The organism is Sorangium sp. So ce1036 (assembly GCF_051369805.1).
GTDB lineage: Bacteria > Myxococcota_A > Polyangia > Polyangiales > Polyangiaceae > Sorangium > Sorangium cellulosum_F.
In genome coordinates this window covers 9069292-9093010 of record NZ_JBBMOX010000001.1, presented here as the reverse complement: position 1 = coordinate 9093010, position 23719 = coordinate 9069292, and the positions used below count along the sequence as shown (strand labels likewise).

General features: G+C 72.4%; 16 protein-coding genes. 10 read left to right on the top strand and 6 right to left on the bottom strand.

Features of this window, described 5'->3' with window-relative positions; all coding sequences use genetic code 11:
- Positions 1 to 89: 89 nt before the first annotated feature.
- From rpoC to panB, 5 genes are all read left to right on the top strand, one after another.
- Complete coding sequence (rpoC, locus tag WMF31_RS34130; RefSeq protein WP_436605957.1) at positions 90 to 4373, top strand: DNA-directed RNA polymerase subunit beta'; 4284 nt, start codon at positions 90 to 92, stop codon at positions 4371 to 4373.
- Positions 4374 to 4776: 403 nt separating this feature from the next.
- A complete protein-coding gene (locus WMF31_RS34125) occupies positions 4777 to 7110 on the top strand; it encodes an HD domain-containing phosphohydrolase (protein WP_436605956.1) in 2334 nt (777 codons plus the stop codon).
- Between the two features lie 2 nt (positions 7111 to 7112).
- The gene (locus tag WMF31_RS34120) at positions 7113 to 7757 is read left to right on the top strand and encodes a GNAT family N-acetyltransferase (RefSeq protein WP_436605955.1); all 645 of its coding nucleotides are present in this window, start codon (positions 7113 to 7115) and stop codon (positions 7755 to 7757) included.
- 173 nt (positions 7758 to 7930) lie between these two features.
- Positions 7931 to 9301: a DUF2330 domain-containing protein gene (locus tag WMF31_RS34115; RefSeq protein WP_436605954.1), complete on the top strand. Its 1371-nt coding sequence runs from the start codon at positions 7931 to 7933 to the stop codon at positions 9299 to 9301.
- Positions 9302 to 9420: 119 nt separating this feature from the next.
- Positions 9421 to 10368: a 3-methyl-2-oxobutanoate hydroxymethyltransferase gene (gene panB / locus WMF31_RS34110; RefSeq protein ID WP_436605953.1), complete on the top strand. Its 948-nt coding sequence runs from the start codon at positions 9421 to 9423 to the stop codon at positions 10366 to 10368.
- Positions 10369 to 10393: 25 nt separating this feature from the next.
- Here panB and WMF31_RS34105 read toward each other — a convergent pair whose 3' ends face one another.
- Both WMF31_RS34105 and WMF31_RS34100 read right to left on the bottom strand, forming a co-directional pair.
- The gene (locus WMF31_RS34105) at positions 10394 to 12493 is read right to left on the bottom strand and encodes a VWA domain-containing protein (RefSeq protein ID WP_436605952.1); all 2100 of its coding nucleotides are present in this window, start codon (positions 12491 to 12493) and stop codon (positions 10394 to 10396) included.
- Positions 12490 to 13437 carry a DUF58 domain-containing protein gene (locus WMF31_RS34100; RefSeq protein ID WP_436605951.1) on the bottom strand — a complete coding sequence of 316 codons (948 nt, stop codon included), beginning with the start codon at positions 13435 to 13437 and terminating at the stop codon, positions 12490 to 12492. Before WMF31_RS34100 ends, WMF31_RS34105 begins: the two co-directional genes overlap by 4 nt.
- Before the next feature lie 183 nt (positions 13438 to 13620).
- On the opposite strand from WMF31_RS34100, the gene WMF31_RS34095 reads away from it, so the two are divergent.
- Positions 13621 to 14481: a hypothetical protein gene (locus WMF31_RS34095; RefSeq protein ID WP_436605950.1), complete on the top strand. Its 861-nt coding sequence runs from the start codon at positions 13621 to 13623 to the stop codon at positions 14479 to 14481.
- A 127-nt stretch (positions 14482 to 14608) separates the two neighbouring features.
- Positions 14609 to 16444 carry an ATP-dependent zinc metalloprotease FtsH gene (gene ftsH / locus WMF31_RS34090; protein WP_436605949.1) on the top strand — a complete coding sequence of 612 codons (1836 nt, stop codon included), beginning with the start codon at positions 14609 to 14611 and terminating at the stop codon, positions 16442 to 16444.
- A 94-nt stretch (positions 16445 to 16538) separates the two neighbouring features.
- Here ftsH and WMF31_RS34085 read toward each other — a convergent pair whose 3' ends face one another.
- Positions 16539 to 17762 (bottom strand): serine/threonine-protein kinase, encoded by a 1224-nt coding sequence (locus WMF31_RS34085; protein WP_436605948.1) that lies wholly within the window; start codon positions 17760 to 17762, stop codon positions 16539 to 16541.
- A complete protein-coding gene (locus WMF31_RS34080; RefSeq protein WP_436605947.1) occupies positions 17759 to 18739 on the bottom strand; it encodes a LysM peptidoglycan-binding domain-containing protein in 981 nt (326 codons plus the stop codon). The genes WMF31_RS34085 and WMF31_RS34080 overlap by 4 nt, the downstream gene beginning before the upstream one ends.
- 176 nt (positions 18740 to 18915) lie before the next feature.
- On the opposite strand from WMF31_RS34080, the gene WMF31_RS34075 reads away from it, so the two are divergent.
- Together WMF31_RS34075 and WMF31_RS34070 are read left to right on the top strand one after the other, a co-directional pair.
- Positions 18916 to 19947 (top strand): OmpA family protein, encoded by a 1032-nt coding sequence (locus WMF31_RS34075; RefSeq protein ID WP_436605946.1) that lies wholly within the window; start codon positions 18916 to 18918, stop codon positions 19945 to 19947.
- A gap of 117 nt (positions 19948 to 20064) precedes the next feature.
- Entirely contained in the window at positions 20065 to 20937 is an 873-nt protein-coding gene (locus tag WMF31_RS34070) for a hypothetical protein (protein WP_436605945.1), read from the top strand.
- A gap of 50 nt (positions 20938 to 20987) precedes the next feature.
- Here the strand turns inward: WMF31_RS34070 and WMF31_RS34065 are convergent, their stop codons facing one another.
- Complete coding sequence (locus WMF31_RS34065; RefSeq protein WP_436605944.1) at positions 20988 to 21896, bottom strand: SDR family oxidoreductase; 909 nt, start codon at positions 21894 to 21896, stop codon at positions 20988 to 20990.
- Positions 21897 to 22285: 389 nt separating this feature from the next.
- Between WMF31_RS34065 and WMF31_RS34060 the strand changes: the two genes are divergently transcribed.
- Positions 22286 to 22426, top strand: a complete 141-nt coding sequence (locus WMF31_RS34060) for a hypothetical protein (RefSeq protein ID WP_436605943.1) — start codon at positions 22286 to 22288, stop codon at positions 22424 to 22426.
- Between the two features lie 611 nt (positions 22427 to 23037).
- On the opposite strand, the gene WMF31_RS34055 is transcribed toward WMF31_RS34060, so the two are convergent.
- A complete protein-coding gene (locus WMF31_RS34055) occupies positions 23038 to 23424 on the bottom strand; it encodes a hypothetical protein (protein WP_436605942.1) in 387 nt (128 codons plus the stop codon).
- Positions 23425 to 23719: the final 295 nt, after the last annotated feature.

Here is a 23719-nt window from a genome sequence, read left to right as displayed (position 1 = left end):
GGCGCGGCGCGCGAGCTGCGCGCTCCCGTGTGCCGAAATGGTGAGCGCAGACAGGTTCATCGGTTCCGTTTCCGTCTCCGGAGGTCTCCATGCGTGACATCTTCAGCTTCTTCGAGAAGCCCAAGGACCCGCTGTCGTTCAGCGCCATCCGCATCTCGCTCGCGAGCCCGGAGAAGATCCGCGAGTGGTCTCACGGCGAGGTGAAGAAGCCGGAGACCATCAACTACCGGACGTTCAAGCCGGAGCGCGATGGCCTGTTCTGCGCCAAGATCTTCGGGCCGGTGAAGGACTACGAGTGCAACTGCGGCAAGTACAAGCGCATGAAGCACCGTGGCATCGTGTGCGAGAAGTGCGGCGTCGAGGTCATCCAGTCGAAGGTCCGGCGCGAGCGGCTCGGGCACATCTCGCTGGCCACGCCGGTCGCCCACATCTGGTTCCTGAAGAGCCTGCCGTCGCGCATCGGCAACATGCTCGACATCACGCTCAAGGACCTGGAGAAGGTGCTCTATTGCGAGGCCTACATCGTCATCGATCCGAAGGAGACGGGCCTCATGCGGGGCGATCTCCTGAGCGAGGAGCGCTACCTGCAGCTCCTCGACGAGTACGGTGACGACAAGTTCAGCGCCGGGATGGGCGGCGAGGCGATCCTCGAGATGCTCAAGCAGGTCGACGTCCACGGCCTGGCGGAGCTGCTCAGGACGGAGATGCGCGCTGCCACCAGCGAGGCGAAGCGGAAGAAGCTCGCCAAGCGGCTCAAGGTCGTCGAGGCCTTCCGCGAGAGCGGCAACCGGCCCGAGTGGATGATGTTGACCGTGATCCCGGTGCTCCCGCCGGATCTGCGCCCGCTCGTCCCGCTGGACGGCGGCCGCTTCGCGACCAGCGATCTGAACGACCTCTACCGCCGCGTCATCAACCGCAACAACCGCCTGAAGCGGCTCCTCGAGCTGAACGCGCCGGAGATCATCATCCGGAACGAGCGCCGCATGCTGCAGGAGGCGGTCGACGCGCTGTTCGACAACGGCCGCCGCGGCAAGACCATCACCGGCCCGAACAAGCGCCCGCTCAAGTCGCTGTCGGACATGCTCAAGGGCAAGCAGGGCCGGTTCCGCCAGAACCTGCTCGGCAAGCGCGTCGACTACTCGGGCCGCTCGGTCATCGTGGTCGGGCCGACGCTGCGCCTGCACCAGTGCGGTCTGCCCAAGAAGATGGCGCTCGAGCTCTTCAAGCCGTTCATCTACAACAAGCTGGAAGAGCGCGGGTACGTCAACACCATCAAGAGCGCGAAGAAGATGGTGGAGAAGGAGCGCCCGGAGGTCTGGGACATCCTCGAGGAGGTCATCAGCGAGCACCCGGTGCTCCTGAACCGCGCCCCGACGCTCCACCGCCTCGGCATCCAGGCGTTCGAGCCGGTGCTCATCGAGGGCAAGGCGATCCAGCTCCACCCGCTGGTCTGCGCGGCCTTCAACGCCGACTTCGACGGCGACCAGATGGCGGTCCACGTGCCGCTGTCGGTCGAGGCGCAGATGGAGGCGCGCGTGCTCATGATGAGCACGAACAACATCCTCTCGCCCGCGAGCGGCAAGCCGATCATCAACCCGACCCAGGACATCGTGCTCGGGCTCTACTACGCGACCCGCGAGCGCAAGTTCGAGAAGGGGTCGTACCGGGCGGACACGCTCACGGTCGGCGAGGACGGCGTGCCGCAGGGCTACCTGCGCGGCATCTACGCCTCCCCCGAGGAGGTGCGGATGGCGTACGACAACGGCGAGGTCGCGCTGCACGCCGGCGTCCGCGTCCGCGTGCCGATCATCGACGACGACGGCAACCCGCAGCTCGACGAGCTCGGCCACGTGAAGCGGCGCATCGTCGAGACCACGGTGGGGCGCGTCCTCATCGCCGAGGTGCTGCCGAAGGGGGTCGCGTTCGAGTACGCGAACAAGACCCTCGACAAGAAGGCGCTCTCGGCGCTCATCGACGTCTGCTACCGCATCCACCGCAACAAGGAGACCGTCCTCCTCGCGGACCGGCTCCGCACGCTGGGCTTCGACCACGCGATGCGGGCCGGCATCTCCATCTGCATGGATCACATGGTGATCCCCCCGGCCAAGAAGATCCTCCTGGGCGAGGCGCAGAAGGAGGTCGAGCGCGTCGTCGAGCAGTACCAGGAGGGGCTCATCACCGACGGCGAGCGGTACAACAAGATCGTCGATATCTGGGCGAGCATCGCCGATCAGGTCACGACCGAGATGATGGCCGGCATCGGCAAGGAGACGGTCGTCGACCCGGAGACGGGCAAGGAGTCGGTCGAGCCGAGCTTCAACCCCATCTACATCATGGCCGACTCCGGCGCGCGCGGCTCCACGCAGCAGATCCGGCAGCTGGCCGCGATGCGCGGCCTCATGGCCAAGCCGTCCGGCGAGATCATCGAGACGCCGATCACCGCGAACTTCCGCGAGGGTCTCAGCGTGCTCCAGTACTTCATCTCGACGCACGGCGCGCGCAAGGGGCTCGCCGACACGGCGCTCAAGACGGCGAACTCGGGTTACCTCACCCGGCGGCTCGTCGACGTGGCGCAGGACGCGGTCATCTCCGAGTTCGACTGCGGCACGCTCGACGGCATCCGCGTGGCGAAGCTCGAGGAGGCCGGCGAGGTCATCCAGCCGCTCGGCGACCGCATCCTCGGCCGCGTCGCGCTGGAGGACGTCGTCGATCCGCTCACCGGCGAGGTGCTCATCACCGCGAACACCGAGCTCGACGAGCAGGCGGTGCGGGCCATCGAGGACGCCGGCATCGAGGAGGTCGTCATCCGCTCGGTGCTCACGTGCCAGCTCCGGCGCGGGGTCTGCGCCCTGTGCTACGGGCGCGACCTCGCGCGCGGCTACCGGGTCAACATCGGCGAGGCGGTGGGCATCATCGCCGCCCAGTCGATCGGCGAGCCCGGTACGCAGCTCACGATGCGCACCTTCCACATCGGCGGCACCGCGGCGCGCGGCAAGATCGAGGCGAGCTACCTCGAGGCCCGCACCGAGGGCACGGTCCGGCTGCGCCGCGCGGTCGTCCAGAAGAAGAAGGACGGCACCATGGTGGTCATGAACCGCCACGGCGAGATCGTGGTCGTCGACGAGACGGGCCGCGAGCGCGAGCACAACCGCCTCGTCTACGGCGCCATCCTCAAGAAGGCGGACGGCGATCGGACCAAGCCGGGCGAGCTGCTCGCCGAGTGGGATCAGTTCGCGACGCCGATCCTCACCGAGGTCTCCGGCGTGGTGAAGTTCGGCGACCTCATCGAGGGCGTCAGCGTGCAGGACCGCCTCGACGAGGTGACGGGCCTCTCGCGGAAGGTCGTCATCGAGTCGAAGGCGACCGACGTCCGCCCGCGCATCTCGCTGAAGGACCCCGAGACCGGCGCGACGGTGAAGCTCCCGAACAGCGAGCTCGAGGCGCGCTACCTGCTCCCCGTCGGCGCGCACATCGTCGCGCAGGAGGGGGATCTGATCGAGGCCGGCGAGGTCATCGCGAAGATCCCGCGCGACACGACGAAGGTGCAGGACATCACCGGCGGTCTGCCCCGCGTCGCCGAGCTGTTCGAGGCCCGCAAGCCGAAGGATCACGCCATCATCAGCGAGATCGACGGCGAGGTCACGTTCGGCAAGGACACGAAGGGCAAGCGGAAGGTCATCATCACGCCGTACTCGCCGGACGGGCACGCGCTCGGCGATCAGGCGCGCGAGTACCTGATCCCCAAGGGCAAGCACATTCAGGTGCAGCCGGGCGATCGCGTGCGCGCGGGCGACCCGCTCCAGGACGGCCCGCCGAACCCGCACGACATCCTCCGGGTGAAGGGCGAGAAGGAGCTGTCGGCCTGGCTCGTGAACGAGATCCAGCAGGTCTACCGGCTCCAGGGCGTCGGCATCAACGACAAGCACATCGAGGTCATCGTCCGGCAGATGCTCCGGCGGGTCCGCGTGCGCGAGGTCGGCGATACGAACTTCCTGGTCGACGAGCAGGTGGAGAAGCACATCTTCGAGAAGGAGAACGAGACCGTGATCGAGCGCGGCGGCAAGCCGGCCATCGCGGAGGCGCTCCTCCTCGGCATCACCAAGGCCAGCCTGTCGACCGAGTCGTTCATCAGCGCCTCGTCGTTCCAGGAGACGACCAAGGTGCTCACCGAGGCCGCGATCAACGGCAAGACGGACGATCTCCGCGGGCTCAAGGAGAACGTCATCATGGGCCGCCTGATCCCGGCCGGGACGGGGTTGCCTGCCTACAAGCGCCTCCAGGTGGTGGTCGAGGGCGAGCAGGCGGCTCAGCCGCCGTACGTCGCTCCGCGGCCGCGTCCCGAGGAGACGCTCACCGCCGTGAACGAAGAGTAGCGACCGTCGTCGCGCCCAGGGGGAGAGGTCGCTCGCCCCTGGGCGTGTCCGCCCGTGAACGGGCTCTTCGCACCGCCCATGGGACGGGGGCGTATCCCATCCCACGCTCTACCTGCCGGTCCAGCGCGTCGCGCTCGGACTGTGGCGGTTTCCCGCGATCCGCGTTCACCTCCAGGGCCGTGCAGTAGCAACGCATCAGGCCGGGCGGCTCCTCGTCCGCCAGCCGTGGTCGCCGGACCTTCACGGGGCTCGCGCGCCGCCCCCAGCTCTGCTCTCATTCCCTGAGCGCACCGATGGCTGCACAGGCCGCGAGCGGCAGACCGGCTCTCCCCCGCGTGCCTCTGTTCCGCGAGGGGCCCGAGGCGCGCATAGACCTCCAATTTCGGGTAGAATCAGGGTTTCGATGGCTTCCGTTCAAGGATTGAACCAGCGGATTGCCGATCGCCTCGTCCTCGAGGGGCGTATCACCCCGGACGACCATCGTCGTGCGGTGGAGTACGCGATGCGGATGCGGGGCCGCATCGAGGACGCCATCATCGAGCTCGACATCCTCAACGAGGCCGAGCTCCTCAAGTTCATCGCGACCGTCCACAACACCCGCTTCGTCTCGACCGAGAAGCTCTCGAAGGCGATCATCGAGCCGCGCGTGCTCGCGAAGGTCTCGGCGATTACCGCGACGCTGCACGGTGTCTTCCCGGTCCTGCTCGACGAGCGGAACACGACGCTCTCGGTCGCGACCGCCGATCCCGACAACGACGTCGCGCTGCACGAGATCCGGCTGGCCGCGGGCGTCCGCGACGTGCGCGCCATCGTGGCCAGGCCCGCGGCGGTTCGCGCGGCGATCGCGTACCACTACCGCGGCGACACGACGGCGTTCAACGCGTTGAGCCGGCCCGTCAGCTCGTTCGACGAGATCCTCTACAACAACAGCAACAACCCGTTCGAGCGCGCGTCGATCCCGCACGAGCGGATGTCGATGACGCACGTGCCGGCCATGCATCCGCAGCCGATGCACACGCAGCCGGTCCACGCGCAGCCGCTGCACACGCAGCCGGTCCACGCACCGCCGATGCACGGGCAGCCGATGCACGGGCAGCCGGTGCAAGCACAGCCGCTGCACGCGCAGCCGGTGCAAGCACAGCCGCTGCACGCGCAGGCGATGCACGCGCAGGCGATGCAAGCACAGCCGATGCAAGCACAGCCGATGCATGCGCAGCCTGTGCAGGCGCCGCCGATGCACACGCAGGCGATGCACGCGCAGGCGTCGGCGCCGTTGCCCGCCGCCATTGTCGCGGTGCCGCCGGCTCCTGCGGTGATGAAGGCGCCCTCCGCGCCGCCCCGGGGGAGCGTGGCGGGCCCCACGCCGACGCCGGTGCCGCCCTCGCCCGGCCTCCAGCCGCAGGCGACGCCCGCGCCGGTCGCGGCGCCGCCTCACCCGACCACGAGCCACGCGTACGTCGAGACGCTGAACGTGCTCGTGAGCCTGCTCGAGAACAACCGGCAGGACCTGCGAGGCCACTCGTCCACGGTCGCCCGCATCGTCCGGAAGCTCTGCGAGCGGATCGGCCTGCCGCCCACGACGGTCGCGAGCTACGTGGCCTCGGCGTACCTCCACGATCTCGGCAAGAACGGCCCGTACCACCTCACCGCGCTCAACGTCGCCGAGTACGAGGGGCACCGGCTCGCCGCGACCAAGAGCGTCGACCTCCCGGCGCACCTCATGGAGTCGGTCGGGCTGCCGCAGGAGGTCGTCTCGGCGATCAGCCTCATGTACGAGCGCTACGACGGCAGCGGCTTCCCGGACGGCCTCTCCGGCAAGGAGATCCCGCTCGGCGCGCGCATCCTCGCGGTCGCGGACACCTACGCCGACCTCACGCAGAACCCGCGCAACCCCTACCGCAAGGCGCTCCGCCCGCCGGAGGCCTGCGACGTGCTCGCCCAGTACCGCGGCACCATCTTCGATCCGAACATCGTCGACCTCTTCCGCCAGGTCATGACCGGCGACGACATGCGCGCCAAGCTCCTCGCCGACCGGCACCAGGCGCTCATCGTCGATCCGGACCCCGAGGAGACGACGGTGCTCGAGCTGCGGCTCCTCGAGCAAGGGTTCGAGGTCTCGATCGCGCGCAACGTGGCGCAGGCGCGCCGCGAGCTCGAGACGAAGGAGATCGAGGTGGTCGTCAGCGAGATCGATCTCGAGGAGCCCGACGCCGGCCTCGCGCTCCGCGCGGACGCGCTGAAGCTCGGCTTCGGACGCGACAAGACGTGGGTCATCCTCACCGCGAAGACCGACCGGCAGACGGCCCAGCGCGCCTTCGATCTCGGCGTCGACGATTTCGTCTCGAAGCCGGCGTCGACCGACGTGATGGCCGCCAAGCTCCGCCAGCTCATCGAGCGGCGCTCCTCGACCACCACCCCGCGCGGCGTGTCCGGCTCGCTCGCCGAGATGGGTCTGCCGGACATGATCCAGATCCTCTGGCACGGCCGGAAGACGTGCGCGCTCAAGATCCAGGCGAACTCCATGGCCGGCGAGATCCATTTCGCCGACGGGCAGGTCGTCCACGCGCTCTGGGCCGGCGTGCAGGGCGAGGACGCGTTCTACAAGATGCTGACGCTGCGCGAGGGCGACTTCCGCCTCGACCCGAACTTCTCGCCCGGCACCCGCAGCATCACCGCCTCACCCGAGGCGCTGCTGCTCGAGGGCATGCGCCGCCTCGACGAAGGGACGCTGTCGTAGGCGTGTCGCGCGCGAGACACGGGCTCTGGCGCGCCGTCTGCCTCGAGACCCCGCGGCTGCGCGTCCTCCTGCCGCCCGTCGGCTTCGCCGGGCGCTACCTCGCCTACTTCGAGCGCAACCGCGAGCACCTGGCCCGGTGGGATCCGCCGCGCCCCGAGGGCTTCTACACCGAGGCGTTCTGGCGCGAGCGCCTCCTGCGCGATCACGACGACTTCGCCGCGGATCGGGCGCTCCGGCTCGCGCTCCAGTGGCGCGACGATCCGGAGGGCGACGTGATCGGCGTCTGCAACTTCAACCAGTTCGTCCGCGGCGCCTTCCAGGCCGCGACCGTCGGCTACTCGCTCGATCAGCGCGTGGTGGGCTCGGGCGTGATGTTCGAGGCGCTCGGGGCCGCGCTCGCGCACATGTTCGACGCGCTCGGCTTCCACCGGATCATGGCGAACTACATGCCGCACAACGAGCGCAGCGGGCGCCTGCTCCGGCGCCTCGGCTTCGTCGTCGAGGGGTACGCCCGCGATTACCTGTTCATCGACGGCGCCTGGCGCGATCACATCCTGACCGCGCTGACGAACCCGAGCCCCGCGCCCCCGGGCAACACGGGGAAGCCGGCGGCGCGCGTCGCCCGGAACCCCGGTCGACACACCTGAGCGGGCTGTGCCGCGATGTGCCGCTCTCGGGGCGCGGGCACGTCGTCGATTCCTTGCTGATCTCGGGAGATCGCGCGCGGCACGGCGCGTGCCTTGTCACGGGCGCTCGCGTCTGGCCCTGAGGCGCGTCCGCTGACAACGACCTTGTTCATGCGAGGAATCGAGGTGGTCTCATGAAGCTCGGCAAGAAGATCGTCGCGTTCGCTCTCGGTGGAGCCGCGCTCTCCCTCGCGTATGCCGAGGAGGCGCAGGCATGCGGTGGCTGCCTGGTGTCGCAGTCGGAGAACACGCAGGTCACCAGCCACCGGATGATCCTGTCCATCTCGCCCGAGGCGACGACGCTCTGGGATCAGATCACCTACTCGGGCGAGCCGTCCGAGTTCGCCTGGGTGCTGCCGGTGATCGGCGTCGCCGACATCGAGCTCTCGTCGGACGCCCTCTTCGAGACGCTCGACCAGATGACCTCCGTGCAGGTCTCCTCGCCGCAGATCAGCTGCCCTCCCCCCTTCTGCGCCGGCGCCTCCGGCACCGGCGCCGGTGGCGCCAGCAATGACGCCTCTGCCGGCGGCGTCACCGTCGTCGCGCAGGAGACCGTCGGGCCCTACGAGACGGTGCAGCTCAGCGCCAGCGAGCCGAACGCGCTGAGGAACTGGCTCGACGCGCACGGCTACAACATCCCGGACGACATCGATCCGGTCATCGACGCCTACGTCGAGGAGGGGTTCGATTTCCTCGCGCTCAAGCTGGTCCCCGGCGAGGGCGTGGACAAGATGCGCCCCGTCCGGGTCACGACGCCGGGCGCGAGCCCCGAGCTGCCGCTGCGGATGGTGGCCGCCGGGACGGGCCGCATCACCCCGATCACCCTCTGGATCCTCGGCGAAGGGCGCTACGAGCCCACGAACTTCCCCTCGTTCGAGATCTCCGCGCAGGACCTCGTCTGGAACTGGGATACCCAGAGCAGCAATTACAAGGAGCTGCGCGGCCAGGGCTTCGAGTCCACCGACGGCAGCGCGTGGCTCGTCGAGGCCGCGGAGCCGATCGCGACGTACTGGCTGCGCGAGTCGCTGATCAACCTGGCCCGGTATCAACCCCTCGACAGCGGCTACGGCGACGAGGACGGCCAGGGCGCCGTCGAGGCGGCGGAGGCCGATGTCGCCGCCCTGCTCTCGACGATCCCGGAGGGCTCGACCTGGGTGTCGCGCCTCTACGGCGAGCTCTCGCGGAGCGCGCTGGCGAGCGATCTCGAGGTCGGCGCCTCGATGACCCAGGACGTCGTGGCGCGCTTCCTCCAGGCGACCCGATCGGTAGGCACCGCGCCGGTCTGCCCGCCAGCGCCCGACTGCGGCAACGGCAACGGCATCGGCAGCGGCAGCGGGGGCGGCGGTCCGGGAGGCGCCTCCGGCCCGAACGGGAGCGACGCAGGGTCCGGGGACAAGCCCGGTAGCTGCGCGACCGACGGCCGGGCGGACGGGCCGCTCACGCTCGCGGCCGCGGCGGCGCTGGCGGCGCTCGCGCTCGTGCGGCGGCGACGTAACCACGGATGATCCCTGGCGATCCCGCCCGTGCCGGCCCGGGGCAACGCGCTGCGTCTTGCCCTCGGAGAGGCGCCACCCTAGCTTCCCGGGAGGCGTGGACCGCGCGTGCGGCCGCGACCTGGAGGAATATGTACGGTCCGCAAGGCAATGGTGGCGGCGGCGCGCGCAGGACAGCGCCGCGCTCGGCGAAGGTCACGGTCCCCGAGATCCGCTCCCGGAAGGGGAGCTCGCCGATCGCGATGGTGACGGCCTACGACTTCACGATGGCGCGGCTGCTCGACGAGGGCGGCGCCGATCTGCTGCTCGTGGGCGACTCGCTGGGGATGGTCGTGCAGGGACACCCGACCACGCTCCCCGTGACGGTCGACGAGATCTGCTATCACGGGCGCGCCGTCGCGCGCGGCGCGCGGCGAGCCCACGTCGTGGGCGACATGCCGTTCATGAGCTTTCAGCTCTCCCCGGTCCACGCGCTCGACAACGCCGGGCGGATGATGAAAGAGGGCAGCTTCGAGAGCATCAAGCTCGAGGGGGGCGAGGAGATCGCCGAGCACGTGCGCCGGATCGTGGCCGCGGGCATCCCGGTGATGGGTCACCTCGGGCTCACGCCGCAGTCCGTGCACGCGATGGGCGGCTTCAAGGTCCAGGGCAAGGGCGACGCGGCGGCCGAGCGCCTCCTCGCCGACGCGCGCGTCCTCGACGAGGCGGGCGTCTACGCGATCGTGCTCGAGGCGATCCCGCCCGACCTCGCCGAGGAGGTGACGGCGGCGGTCTCGGTCCCGACGATCGGCATCGGCGCCGGGGCCGGGTGCGATGGGCAGGTGCTCGTCTGCTACGATCTGCTCGGGATGTTCCGCGAGCTGACGCCGAAGTTCGCGAAGCGCTTCGCCGAGGTCGGCGAGCAGATCGTCGAGGCCACGCGCGCCTACGTGGACGAGGTGCAGGCGCGCACGTTCCCCGCCCCGGAGCACAGCTTCAAGCCGAACGGGCCGCGCCGGGCCGCCGCGCTGCCCGCCGCGCCCGCCAAGCCCGAGTTCGCGCCGGCCGACGAGATCCCGCCCCACTGGCAAACGCACTGACGCCCGGCGCGCAGGGCGGCCGGCTTCAGCCGGCCTGGCCCTCCGCCGGCGCCCGCCGCCACCCGACGCCGCGCAGCACGAGCTCGGCCGCGAGCAGCACGAGCAGCGCGAGCGCCACGTACGGCGACGCGTCGATCGACGCGGACATGCCGCCCAGCTCGGCCGCGCGGGCGCCCTCGGCGACCCGCCGGGGGCGCAGGTCGATCTCCCGCTCCGGGACCGACACGACGCGCACGGAGCGCTCGCCGTCGAGCGTGAGCTCGTACAGCCCGGCGAGCCCGGGCGAGGCCCGCAGCCGCCGCTCGATCTCCAGGACGGGGAGCGCCTCGCGCGCGCGCTCGCCGGCGGCGGCCCCGCCGCCCTCGTACCGGACGCGCTCGACCTTGACGTCGCGGTAGCCGTCGAACGTCCACGCCTCGCCCGCGGCGATGCGCCGCGCGCCGCCGCGGGCGCGCGCGGCGCCGACGAAGCCGTCGAGCAGCGAGAGGAACGCCGGCCGCAAGGCGACGTCGCTCTCCTCGGTGCTGAGCGGCAGCGTCATGAGCAGCACGACGCCGCGCCCGAGCGGGCGGCGCACGAGGAACGGGGCGCCGTCCTTCCACCGGGCGAGCACCTCGGCGCCCTCGGTGGCCGCCGGATCCAGGGTGGCCCGGCCGCGCGGGGCGACGTCGGCGAGGCCGGCCGCGGACGGGCCGAGCCAGCCGGCCGTGGCGGGATCCACGCCGGGCACCGGGGACGCCGACCAGCGGACGACGCCGGGCACCAGCGGCTCGAACCCGGCGCCGAGCGGCGCCGCGGCCGCGCGCTGGCCGAGCGTCAGGAGCGCGACGCCGCCGCGCTCGACCCACGCGGCGAGCGAGCGGCGGACCTCCGGCGTGAAGCCGGGGGCGTCGTCCACGATCAGCCCGGCGTGCGCGGCGAGCTCGTCCGCGTGCTCCGGTACGGACGGCAGCGGCCTGATCTGGGCGTCGAGGTCGAGCGCCGTGAGCGCCTGCTCGAGCGGCGGAGGGCCGCCCGTCTCGACGTGCGTGGTCGCCGGGTCGACGACGACCGCGATCGAGAGCGAGCCGCCGGCAGGGATGATCGGCGCGCGGTCGTCCTCGCCGATCGCGTCGCTGCCCGTGAGCGCGGCGGTCAGGATCTCGGGCGTCTCGGCGGGCAGGTCGAGCGCGAGCTCCTCCGCGCGCAGCGCCGGATCGAGCGCGACCTGGCCGAGCACCGCGTCGCCGGCGCGGACCTCGAGGGACCTCCCCGCGGCGGCGGAGGCGCCCGCGGCGGCCGGCGGTGCGGCGCCGCGGTCGCGCGCTGCGGCGGCGGGCCCGGGCGGCGCTGCGGCCGCGGCCGCGGTGCAGACGACGCGGACGCGCGCCCTCTGGCCGGAGCGCTCGGCGCGGACGATGCCGCAGTCCTCGCCGTCCGCCTCGAGCTCCGCGAGGGGCACCCACGTGGCGATGTCGGGGCTGCCCGCGATCGGCGGCGCGCCGGGGGCGCCGTCCGCGAGGTCGCTGAGGAGCACGATGCGCTTGTCGCGCTGGGGCAGCCCGCGCAGCAGATCGCGCGCCAGATCGAGGGCGCCGTCGAGATCGGTGGCGCGGTCCGACGGCGCGACCGCGGCGAGCGCCTCGGCGACGGTGGCGAGGTTGGTCGTCGACGCGAGGGCGACGCGGGCCGGGGCGCCCGCGAGGACGAGCGCCGCGGCGTCGCCGGGCGCGAGGCCGCCGGTGAGCTCGCGCGCGGCCTCGAGCGCGCGCTCGAACCGCGAGGGCGCGTCGCCCTCCGCCGCGCCGCGCGCGCCGGCGACGCGCGCGCGCATGCTCAGCGAGTCGTCGAGGACGATGGCGAGCGCGACGGACGCGCCGGCCTTGCGGCTGAGCGACAGGTGCGAGCAGCGCAGGAGCGGCGTGGCGCCGAGCACCGCGAGCGCGAGCACCGACAGGGCCCGCGTGGCGAACAGGGCGCGGTCCTCGAGCAGGCTCCGGCGGCGCGCCGCGGGGGGCGTGGGCGGGACGAGGCGCGCGGGCGGGAACGGCCGCTCCTCGGCGCGGCGCCGGCGCAAGAGGTGCGCGGCGACCGGCGCGCCGACGAGCAGCGCGACGAGCAGCGCCCCGAGCGTGACGAAGCTCATCGCCGCACCTCGGCGATCGCCTGCACGAGGGCGCGGACGACGTCGGTCGGCGGATCCGCGCTCGTCGCGCGGAGCAGCCGGCCGCCGCGCGACGCGAGCTCGCGCGCCCAGACCTCGGTCAGGGCGGCGAGGCGCGCCTGGTACTGCGCGCGGACCGCGCCCGCGTCGGCCTCGACCACGGCGCCGCCCTCCAGGGCGCGGAGCCGCACGTTGCCCTCGAAGTCGAGCTCCGCCTCGGTGGGGTCGAGCACCTGGAGCGCGATCAGCGTGCGGCCGCCGGTGCCGAGCTTCGCGAACGCGGCGAGCGCGCTGCCCGCGCCGCCCGGTTCATCGGCGAGATCCAGGAGATCCGAGATGAGCAGGACGACCGCGCCGCGGCGGGCCTTCCTGGCGATGGGCGCGAGCGCGCGCTCGATCGCGCCGGCGTCGCCGCTCCAGTCCTGGGCGGCGGAGGCGGCCTCGAGGACGAAGGCGATCCGCTCGAACGCCTCGCGCCCCGCCATCGCGGGCAGGCCGTGGGTGCCGGCGCCGCCGAGCCATGCGAGCCCCACGGGGTCGCCGGTGGCGAGCGCGACCCGGGCCATGGCCGCGGCGATGAGCGCCGCGTACGCGACCTTGGCGGCGGGGGCGCGCCGGCCGCGGTAGGACATCGAGGCGGTCGCGTCGACGCAGAGCCAGAGGGCGCGATCGGTCTCGGTCTCGAACTCGCGCACCATGAGGCGGTCGTGCCGGAGCAGGGCGCGGCGATCGAAGAAGCGGAGATCGTCGCCGGGCACGTACGGCCGCTGCCCGCCGAACTCCACGCCGGCGCCCTTGCGGACGCTGCGGTGCATCCCGGCGTAGACGCCCTCGGCGATGGCGCGCGACTTGAGGCGCAGCGGGGCGAGCCCACCCCAGTCGATGGGAAACGCGGCGAGCGAGGCGCGGGCGGGAGGGGGCGGCACAGGGGCGCTTCTTACCCCGGATCCCCGGGGCGTTCACCCTGCTGCGGCCCCCGCCCGCCGCGGGGCGACCTTGACATGCCCGGCCGGGCCGCATTCCCTACGCGCAGGCGTCCAGGTCTCGCCGGACACGTCCTGAGAGGAGCGCACCGGGCGGCGCGACGGTCGATGAGAGTCCCCTTTCGGTTGAACCGAGCTGGCTGGCCGGCGCTCCCGCTCCCGCGGAGGATCGCCCTCCCGGACCCGCGGGACCTGCTCGCGTCCGAGCGGATCGCCGCGCCCGACGCCTTCGCGGCCCGGAGCTCGCTGTTCGTGCTGCGCGGCACCACCCGGTCGACCCGGCCGGGAAGGCACCGGCAGGGCGACGCCTTGCTCGCACGAGCGCTCCGGGGCAGCAGCCCCGTGGTCCTGGACGTGGGCGCGGCCGACGGGAGCACCTCGCTCGATCTCCTCGCGGCGCTCGGCGACCGCTTCGCGGCGTACTACGTGACCGACAGGACGCTCTCGCTGCGAGCGCGCACCGACGACCGCGGGCGCGCCTTCCTTTATGACGCGGAGGACGGCACCTGCGTCCTCATCGCCACCCCGCGCTGGGTGGTCTACCCCGCGGCGGAGGTGCGCGCGGGGTGGCTGCGCAGGGCGCTGCCTTGGCTCCGCGGCGGCATCCCGCCGTTCGATCCGGCGTATCCCGAGGTATCCCTCGTCCAGCCGCGCCTGCGCGAGGTGGCGCGCCGCGACGCCCGCGTGATCGTCCGGGCCTACAACGTCCTCGAGCCCTGGGACGGCCCCGCGCCCACGGTCGTGAAGATCGCGAACCTCCTGAACCGCGCGTTCCTCCCCGACGCGGCCATCCGGCGGGCGACGCGCAACCTCTATCGCGCCCTCCCGCGGGGCGGGTTGCTCCTCGTGATCGACAACCGCGTGGTCGACGGCCGCCCCGTCGAGAAGGCCTCGCTGCTCGAGCGCGGCGAGGGCGGGTTCCGGCACGTCGAGAGCGTCAACGGCGGGACGGAGATCCTGGACCTCGCGCTGCGCCGCGGGGACTGAGCGCCAGGGCTCCTCCCCTCAGGCGGCTTTATCGCTCCCTTTCCCGTTCTTCCGCGTCCAAGGGCTTGCCGAGGCGACGCCCGCCACACATCAGCTCCATGGGATGGGGGACGAGAGGAAGCCGGCGTTGCGCGCGTGGATCGGGTACCTGCTGATCGCCGCCGTGGTCCTCCTCTTTTCCGGGCTCCTCAAGCCGCCGGGGCCGCGGCTCGTGCCGTACGACGAGGCGGTCGCCGCGGTGCGCCGCGGGGAGATCGCGTCGGCGGTCGTGAAGCCCGACGAGATCGAGCTGCGCCGCCGCGGCGACGCGGAGCGGCCCGAGGAGCGCGTCCGCGTGACGCGGCTGCCCGGCGTCGAGGACGAGCCGCTCGTGCGGGCGCTGCTCGACGGCGAGGTGGGCATCGAGGCGAAGAGCGCCCAGTCCTCGGCGTGGCTGCAGGTGGCGGTCTGGCTGCTCCCGCTGATCCTGATCAACGCGCTGTTCTTCATGATGCTGCGCCGGGCGGGGCAGGGGCCGGGGGGGCCGCTCGGGTTCCTGCGCAGCAAGGCGAAGGTCTACGATCGGTCCAGGCAGGAGCCGGTGCGCTTCTCCGACGTCGCGGGGGTCGACGAGGCGAAGGACGAGCTCATCGAGGTCGTCGACTTCCTCAAGGAGCCGTCGCGGTACCGCTCGCTCGGCGGGCGGATCCCGCGCGGCCTGTTGCTGATCGGGCCACCCGGCACCGGCAAGACGCTGCTCGCGCGCGCCGTCGCGGGCGAGGCGGACGTGCCGTTCTACTCGCTCAACGCGAGCGAGTTCGTCGAGATGTTCGTGGGGCTCGGGGCCGCGCGGGTGCGCGAGCTCTTCGAGCAGGCGCGCAAGAGCGCGCCCAGCATCGTGTTCATCGACGAGATCGACGCGGTGGGCAGGACCCGGGGCGGCCTCAGCGCCATCTCGACCCACGACGAGCGCGAGCAGACCCTCCACCAGCTCCTCGCCGAGCTCGACGGCTTCGACGCCCGCACCACCGTGATCCTGATGGCGGCGACCAACCGGCCCGAGGTGCTCGATCCGGCCCTCTTGCGGCCCGGGCGCTTCGACCGCCAGGTCATCGTCGACCGCCCCGATCTGCGGGGCCGCGAGGCGATCCTCGCGGTGCACGCGCGCCGGGTGCCGCTCGGCAACGACGTGGACCTCGGGCTCGTGGCGCGCCGCACGCCGGGCATGGTCGGGGCCGACCTGGCCAAGATCGTCAACGAGGCGGCGCTCGCCGGCGCGCGGCGCGGCGCCAAGGAGCTCGCGCAGGCCGACTTCGACGAGGCGCTCGACCGCTCGCTGCTCGGGCTCCGGCGCCGCGGGCAGATCATGACCCCGGAGGAGCGGCGGCGCGTCGCCTACCACGAGGCGGGGCACGCGCTCGTCGCGCTGGCGCTGCCGGCGGCCGATCCGGTCGAGCGGGTGTCGATCGTGGCGCGCACGATCGGCGCGCTCGGCGTCACCATCCAGGTGCCCCGCGACGAGCGCCAGCTCGTCACCGAGCAGGAGATCGAGTCGCGCATCACCGTGATGCTCGGCGGCAGGGCGGCGGAGGAGATCGCGCTCGGCGAGGTGTCGAGTGGCGCGCACGACGATCTCGGGCGGGCCACCGCGCTCGCCCGCGAGATGGTGACGCGGCTCGGGATGAGCCGGCGGCTCGGGCTGCCCACGCTCTCGCGCAACCTCGGCGCGCCGCTGCTCGGCGTGGTCCAGGAGGAGCGCACCTGCAGCGAGGAGACCGCGCGCGAGGTCGACGAGGAGGTGCGCGAGCGGCTCGGCGAGATGTACCTGAAGGCCAAGCAGCTGCTCCACGATCGCCGCGAGAGCCTGGAAGCGGCCGCGGAGGCGCTCGTGCTCAAGGAGACCCTGAGCGGCGAGGAGCTCACGCGGCTGCTCGCCGTCTCGACGCGCCGAGCGGCCCCCGCGGGGGCGTCCAGCGCCGCCTGAGGCGCAGGCAGCCCGGCGCCGCCCGCGAGCGCGATCGGGACTGCCACGGTCCGCGCGCGCCACGCCGATTTCGCATCTCGGGGTTGGAGCGGGATCACCGCGCCCCGAACAGCGCGCCGATCGCGATGCCGGCGCTCGCGAAGAGAATGGCCACCACGGTCCAGAGGAGCCGCTCGCGCGAGCGGCTGCCCGGCGCCGCCGCGTCGTCGAGGCTGTCCTCGAGGACCGCGAGCCTGGTCGCGGGCCGCTCCCGGACCACCGCGCTGTCCCGGTACGCGTCGGGGCGGCCGGGGTCCAGGGGACGAGCCTCGTCATGGACGGGCGTCGCGTGATCCAGCGCGGTCTTACCGAGCTGCAGATCGGTCCTCGAGGTGGCGCCGTCGAGATCGGCGGCGGCGTGGCCCACGACGCGCCGCTCGCGGCAGGCGCGCAGGGCGTCGGCGAAGGCCCGGGCGCTCGGGTGCCGCTCCGCCGGGTCCTTGGCGAGGGCCCTCAGGATGACGGCCTCGAGGCCGGCCGAGATGCGGCCGGCGCGTCCGCCGGAGCGCGGCGAGGGCGGCTGCTCGGCGATGTGCGCCGTCATCACGGCGATGGGCGTCCGCTTGTCGAAGGGCACGGCGCCGACGGCCATCTCGTAAAGGATGCAGCCGAGCGCATAGATGTCGCAACGCGGGTCGGCGTCCTCTCCGCGCACCTGCTCGGGGGCCATGTACTCGGGCGTGCCGAATATCATGTCCTGTTCGGTGAGCCCGGTCGTCATCTGATCGCCGTGGACCACCTTCGCGAGCCCGAAATCGACCACGCGGACGCGGCCCGCGAGCGGCGCCGCGGGGCCGTCCGGCGAGGGCGCGTCGAGGGGCTCGATGAGCACGTTGGCGGGCTTCAGGTCGCGATGCACCACGCCCGCCGCGTGCGCGGCCTCGAGCGCGGAGCAGATCTGGAGGGCGATCTCCACCGCGCGGTCGATGTCGATGGGCGCGTGCTTCCACAGGAGCTCCTCCAGGGAGCTGCCGTCGATGTGCTCCAGCGCGATCACGAGGAGGCCGTCTTCCTCGATGAAATCGAGCATCCCGACGACGTGAGGGCCCTTCAGGCGCTTCAGGATGGCGGCTTCGCGGTGGTAGCGCCCGAAGATCTGGCGATCGCCGTAGAGGTGCCGGTGGATGACCTTGAGCGCGACGCGCTGGCCGTCCTCGTCGCGGGCGGCGAGGTACACGACGCCGGTGGCGCCCTCGCCGATGATCGAGAGCACGGTGTACCGGGACCCGACGCGGTGCCCGACGGGCAGGCGATCGGGCGCGGGCCCGGGCGATGTCACCGCGACGGGCCCGCGTCGGCCGGGTTCGCCGGCGCGGGCTCCGGCGGGGGCGCGCTCAGGGGCAGCGCCGAGGGCGCGGTGCAGGCGCGCACGATCTTCGGGCTCAGCTCGATGGGATCGAGCCGCACGGTCGGATCGGCCTCGCGCCAGGCGGTGCAGGCGGTCTCGGCGAGGCCGGTGGCGTCGAGCGCGGCGTAGGCCTCGAGCAGGTGCCGGTGCAGCGTGGCGACCTGCATCCGGGCGAGGTCGCCGTAGCCGAGCAGGCGGTTCGCCCGGGCCACGGCGTCGATGTAGCGGCCGCTCCGCACGTCGCTCGCGAGCTGCGGCAGCTCGGCGTCGACGCGGCGCTGGGCCTCGCGCGCGCGGCCGGCGCCCTCGGAGCGCACCAGCGCCCCGGCGCTCGCGGCCTCGGCCTTGCCCTCGGGCGTGAGCGGCAGGTCCGTGAGCGGCACGAGGATCACCATGCCCCGGCGGAGCGGGTTCTTCTTGAGGTGGTTGTACTTGTGGAGCATCCACGCGTTGTCCCGCTTGCCCATGAAGCGGTACGCGATGGTGAGCAGGTTGTCGTTCTGGCCGACGACGTACCGCAGGTTGTACGGGATGATGATCTCCTGGCCGTCGGTCGGCTCGATCCAGGGCATCGTGTCGTTCGCGAGCGCGAGGACGTCGCTGCGGTCGGCGGCGCCGAGCATGCGCTCCGCGAGGCTCGCCCAGGTCTCGCCGGCGGTCACGCGGTGGTGGCCGAGCGCGGGGATCTCCAGCCGGAGGCCGGGCATGATCGGCACGCCGGCGCCCGCGTCGAGCGCGTTGGCGGCGACGAGCACCTGCTCCATCTGCACGCGCCCGTAGGTGCGCTCCGCGATCTGCGCGAGGGTCTCCCCGGGGCGGACGACATGCGGGAACGCGGCCGCCGCGCTGGCCGAGAGCATCGCCGCGGCCAGGGCGCCCACGGAAGACCAGGTTCGCCGAGAGCTCACGGCGCCGAGGCTACCAGGGTTCGCGGCCCGCGGGATGGGTCGTTGGGCGGCGGGCGGCCGCAGGATGGGTCGTTGGGCGGCGCGCGCCCGCGGGATGGGTTGTTCGGCGGCGCGCGTGGGGGGATTGTCCACGATTTCGTCACGCCCGAGGTTTCATGCCAGAGTGCGCGCGATTCATGAGACACACGACAATGGCCGGCAAGTTCCCGGCGTGGTTCTCGCGGCGCCCGGCCGCGGTGGCGGTGCGGCTGCTCGCGGCAGGGGTGCTCGCGCTCGCGACGCCGGGCTGCCTCGTCCGGCAGGAGCTGTACGACGAGGCGCGCGCGGAGATCCGGAGGGCGCGCGAGGAAGGGAGCAAGGCGCAGGCCGCGGCGGAGCTCGCCCGCGCCGAGGCGGCGCAGCGGTCCGCGCAGGTCGCCGCGCTCGAGGAGGAGCTCGCGCGCCTCGCGGACGACCTCCGGGCGCGCGACCTGCGGCTGTCGGAGGCGACGACGACGGAGGCCGGGCTCGCGCGGCAGCTCGACGAGCTCGCCGCGCTCAACGCGGAGCTGTCGGCGCGGCTCCGGAGCGCCGGGCAGAGCGTGGGGCAGCTCGCGAGCGAGCGCGGCAGCCTGTCGGCGGAGCTCGCCGAGACGCGGGCCAGGCTCGACGCGCTGCGCCAGCAGCAGGCGGCGGCCGAGGCGCGCGCCGCGCGGGTGCGCGACCTCGTGACCCGGCTGGACGCGGTGGCCGCCGCCGCGAAGGTCCGCGTCGGGCTGCGCGCCGGGCAGGTGGTGATCGAGGTGCCGAGCGACGTGCTGTTCGACGCCGGGAGGGCCGGGATCAAGCGGCGGGGGCGGGCGGTGCTGGCCGAGATCGCCAAGGCGCTCCGGACGATGCCGGACCAGAGATTCCAGGTGGCCGGGCACACGGACGACAGGAAGGTGAAGAGCGCGAGGTTCCCGTCGAGCTGGGAGCTCACGACGGCGCGCGCGGTGGCGGTGGTCCAGGCGCTGATCCAGGGCGGGGTGGCGCCCCGGAGCCTATCCGCGGCCGGATACGGCGAGTTCGCGCCGGCGGCGGCGAACACCACGCAGGACGGGCGGGCGAGGAACCGGAGGATCGAGATCCTCCTGGTGGCGGAGCCGGAAGCGGCAGGGGAGGGGCCCGGCGAGGCCGGCGCGGCGAAGGCGCCGGCGGCGGCACCGGCGCCGGCGCCGGCGCCCTGACGGGCGTGGGGCCGACCGGCGGGGCTGCGTGTTACGCGATCCTGCGATGAATCGTGCGCGGCCGGAGAGAGCCAGTTTCTTCGTGTCCTCTGCGCGTCATGCGAGCCTGCGCCCGCGATGCGAAACCGGTTCGATCGGCTGGCGAAGGACGTCGCGCAGGAGGGGCTCGCTCCGACGGGCAAGGTCGTGACCGACGCGGAGATCGCCGGGGAGACGCAGCACGCGGACGTGTGGTACGAGCCCGACCCGTCGCGCGCCTCGGATCGCGCGCGGCTCGGCCTGCTCGGCCGCATCGCGGCCACGACGTGCACCATCGAGGCGTACAGCGACACGCCGAGCGCGGACGAGGCGCGTGCGTGCTTGCAGAAGCACCTTGCCGCATGCCGAAGCTGCGTGGCCCGGGATCGCGCGGCAGAGCCGCCGTTCCTGTGGGTGCTGTCGACCGGGCGTCCCACGGCGGTGCTCGACGGCCTGCGCGCGGGGCCGAGGGCCGGGTGGCCCGCGGGCGTGTACGAAGGCCCCAGGCTGCTGCGGGCCCTGGTGGTCGTGCTGGGAGAGCTGCCCCGCGAGCGCTCGACCATCCTGATCCGGCTGATGGGCGGGGGGCGCGTGCTACGGGAGGCGATCGAGGATCTCCGCGAGCTGGCGGAGGATGCGCCGGAGCGCACCATTGCGGTCGGGCCTCTGCTACGCTTCCGGGTCGAGATCGCCAAGCCTGGTCCGACCACGCCGGAAGAAGAGGAGTTCATGATGACCACCCAGGAGCTCGTCGAGCAGTTCATCGAGCAGGGGCGTAAACAGGGGTTGGCGCAGGCGACCATCGAGCTGTACGAGGCCCGGTTCGGTCCGATGCCGTCGGCGCTGCGGTCCGCCGTGGAAGGCATGCGCGACCTGGGGACGCTGCGCCGGTGGCACCTCCTCGCCGGCACAGCGACGCGTGAAGCGATGCACGACGCCGTCTCCGCCGCTTCGGCAGCGCGTTCGTCCTGACCTCCGCAGGCGCTTCCAGCGGGCGCGATGCCGTCCGGCTGTCTCTCCGATCAGGTCGACGGAGGCGATGCGTCCCCGCCCGCTGCCGCGAGCTCGTGAAAGAAGTCGCGGAGCCGGTGCGTGCCGTAGGCGTCGCACCCGGCGTCGCTGGTCGCGAGAGCCGACATCATGAGGATGAGGCTCGCCAGGTTGACGTTGAACGGCCGGACCGCCGTCCCCATCGCGGTGAGCATCCACGGCGGGATGGCGCTGATCCGAGGCGGCTTGCCGAGCGCCTCGAAGGCGAGCGCGCCGATCTCGCGCAGGGTCATCACGTCCGGTCCGCCTGCCGGGATCTCGCGACCGTACGCCTCGGCGTTCCCCACCGCGTCGAGGCAGACCTCCGCGAGATCCGCGCCGTGGATGGGGTTGAAGCGGGCGTTGCCGCCCGGGATCCACACGCGCCCCCGCTTCGCCATGGCGAGCACCTCGGCCATGTCGTTGAAGAAGCCGGATGGCCGGATGATGGTCCACGCCGGCGCGCCGGCCCGGAGCGCATCGACCACGCGCTCGCGCGCCTCGATCTGCGGCACGCGCCCGCGGGCCTCCGCGCCACCCAGGACCGAGACGAAGACGAACTGCGAGACGCCGGCCTCACGCGCACGGGCGAGGAGGTTCATGTTGGCCTGGCAGTCGACGTCGAAGCAGTCGGGCTTCCGCGCGAGGGTGCGGTTGCCCAGGGAGCTCACGACGAAGTCGGCCCCATCGCACAGACCCGCGAGCGTGTCCGGCCTCGTCGCCTCGGCGACGAAGACCTCGTCGCACAGCGGGCGCACAGGGCCAAGGCGCGCCTCCGAGCGCGCGAGCGCCCGCACGAGGTAGCCACGGGCATGCGCGCTCCGCACGAGGTATCGACCGAGATAGCCGGTGGCGCCGCCGATGACGATGCGCCGCTTCTTGTCGCCGCTGGCCATGCCCATGGTGTTGCGCCTGCGGGCGAGGGGAGCAAGCTCCGCACCGCTCGCAGCTCTCCGGCGCGGGAGCGTCGCGCGGGCGCGCGGGCGAGGAGGACACGAGGGAATCGCGGTCTCGGCGGGCCAACCACGGCAAGCCGCCGCGGCTGCGGGGGCAATCGGGGATCGCCGCGCGCTGACGGCGATGCGCCGGCGCGCGCCCTCGCGCTCGGGCCTCCTCTGCCACGCTTCCGGGTCGAGATCGCCAAGCCTGGTCCGACCGCGCCGGAAGAAGGGGAGTTCATGATGACCACCCAGGAGCTCGTCGAGCAGCTCCTCGAGCAGGGGCGTAAACAGGGGTTGGTGCAGGGGGGGCGCAGGGGACCATCGAGCTGTACGAGGCCCGGTTCGGTCCGATGCTGCCGGCGCTGCGGTCCGCCGTGGAAGGCATGCGCGACCTGGCGACGCTGCGAAAGTGGCACCTCCTCGCCGGAACCGGGACGCGCGAAGCGATGCACGATGCGCTCAAGGCGGGTTCGGCAGCACGTTCGTCCTGACCTTCGCAGGCGCCTCCGGCGGGCGCGACACGATCCGCCTGGCCGGCCACGCTGCACGGCGCAGCCGCAGGGCTGCATCGAAGGCACCGCGCAGCCGCCTGCACCGCCGACGAGGTGACAACCGTCGGTGATGGCGAGACGACGGCTTGCTGGCGGTATGACGATGGCCGCCGGCGAGGTGACGACGGCTTGCCGGCGGTGTGACGATGGCCGCCGGCGCGGTGACGATGGCCGCCGGCGGTGTGACGATGGCCGCCGGCGCGGTGACGATGGCCGCCGGGCGACCACCGCGCCCCTTCCTCGCGGGAGTCCGAGCGGGGGGCTTGCTCGCGATCCGCTTGGCCGGTCCGGAGATCCAGCCCGTCGGAAGCGTGAGGAGCGAGCGGAAACTACGCGCCTGCGTCGTCCAGCCAAGGGGTTCGACGAGGGCGATGAAGGACGGTACGAGAGCGAGCACGGGCCTTTTGCGGGGCGAGCTGCGAGTGAGAACCCTCGCGTTAGCCGCGAGGCCCGTGCGGTTCGAGCAACCGGACGACGCCCGCAGGAACAGACCCGGGCTGCCCTTCAGCCGAGTCGGTTCGGCTCATGGGCGAGACGTGTGAAGCTTGAACCTAGCCAAGACGGCAAAACCCGACGAGCTCTGGCGTGAACGACACGTTGGCTTCACCGACGGAGCCCAGAATACCGTCGCGCACGGCTTGGCTGGGGCTGCCATACACCTCCATGCTGCGAATCACGCAATATTTCATGACCTCGGCGATGTTCGGGTCAGACACCTGCCAGTGGCGAAGCATCGCGTCGGAGTCCTGGAACAACTGGAAGCTGTAACAGAGGCCCTTCTCATCGTCGACGTAGGTCTGAACCATCAGCTGTGGAGCGTGCTTGTTGGCGAACTCGACCGCAGTGACGATGGCTCTCTTGAACTCGGCCGCGTGCTGCCGATCGAAGGCCATGGTGTTGCGAAGGAGAATCGGTCCGTTCGTTTTGTTGGTGTTCATCGAAGCCTCAATTCTCAGGTTGAATCTGTGGATGACTTGATTGTTGCTGCCAAGCGTCGTGGTGAATCGTGGCGTGCGGCCTGTCTGCGGATCCCTGCGCGCGGGCCGCGAGCCGCCGCGTCCTGGCGATGTAGTCCCGCGCGGATAGGGCGCGACCTTCCGCGTCCGGGCTACATCTCTCCAAGGATAGGCCGCCGCTGCGTACCCACGGGCTTCCATCGCCAGGCCGCGGACGTCTCCGACCCTTCGTGTTGCAGGCTTTGCTGCATCCGTGCCGATGGCTCGCTGCTCTGGG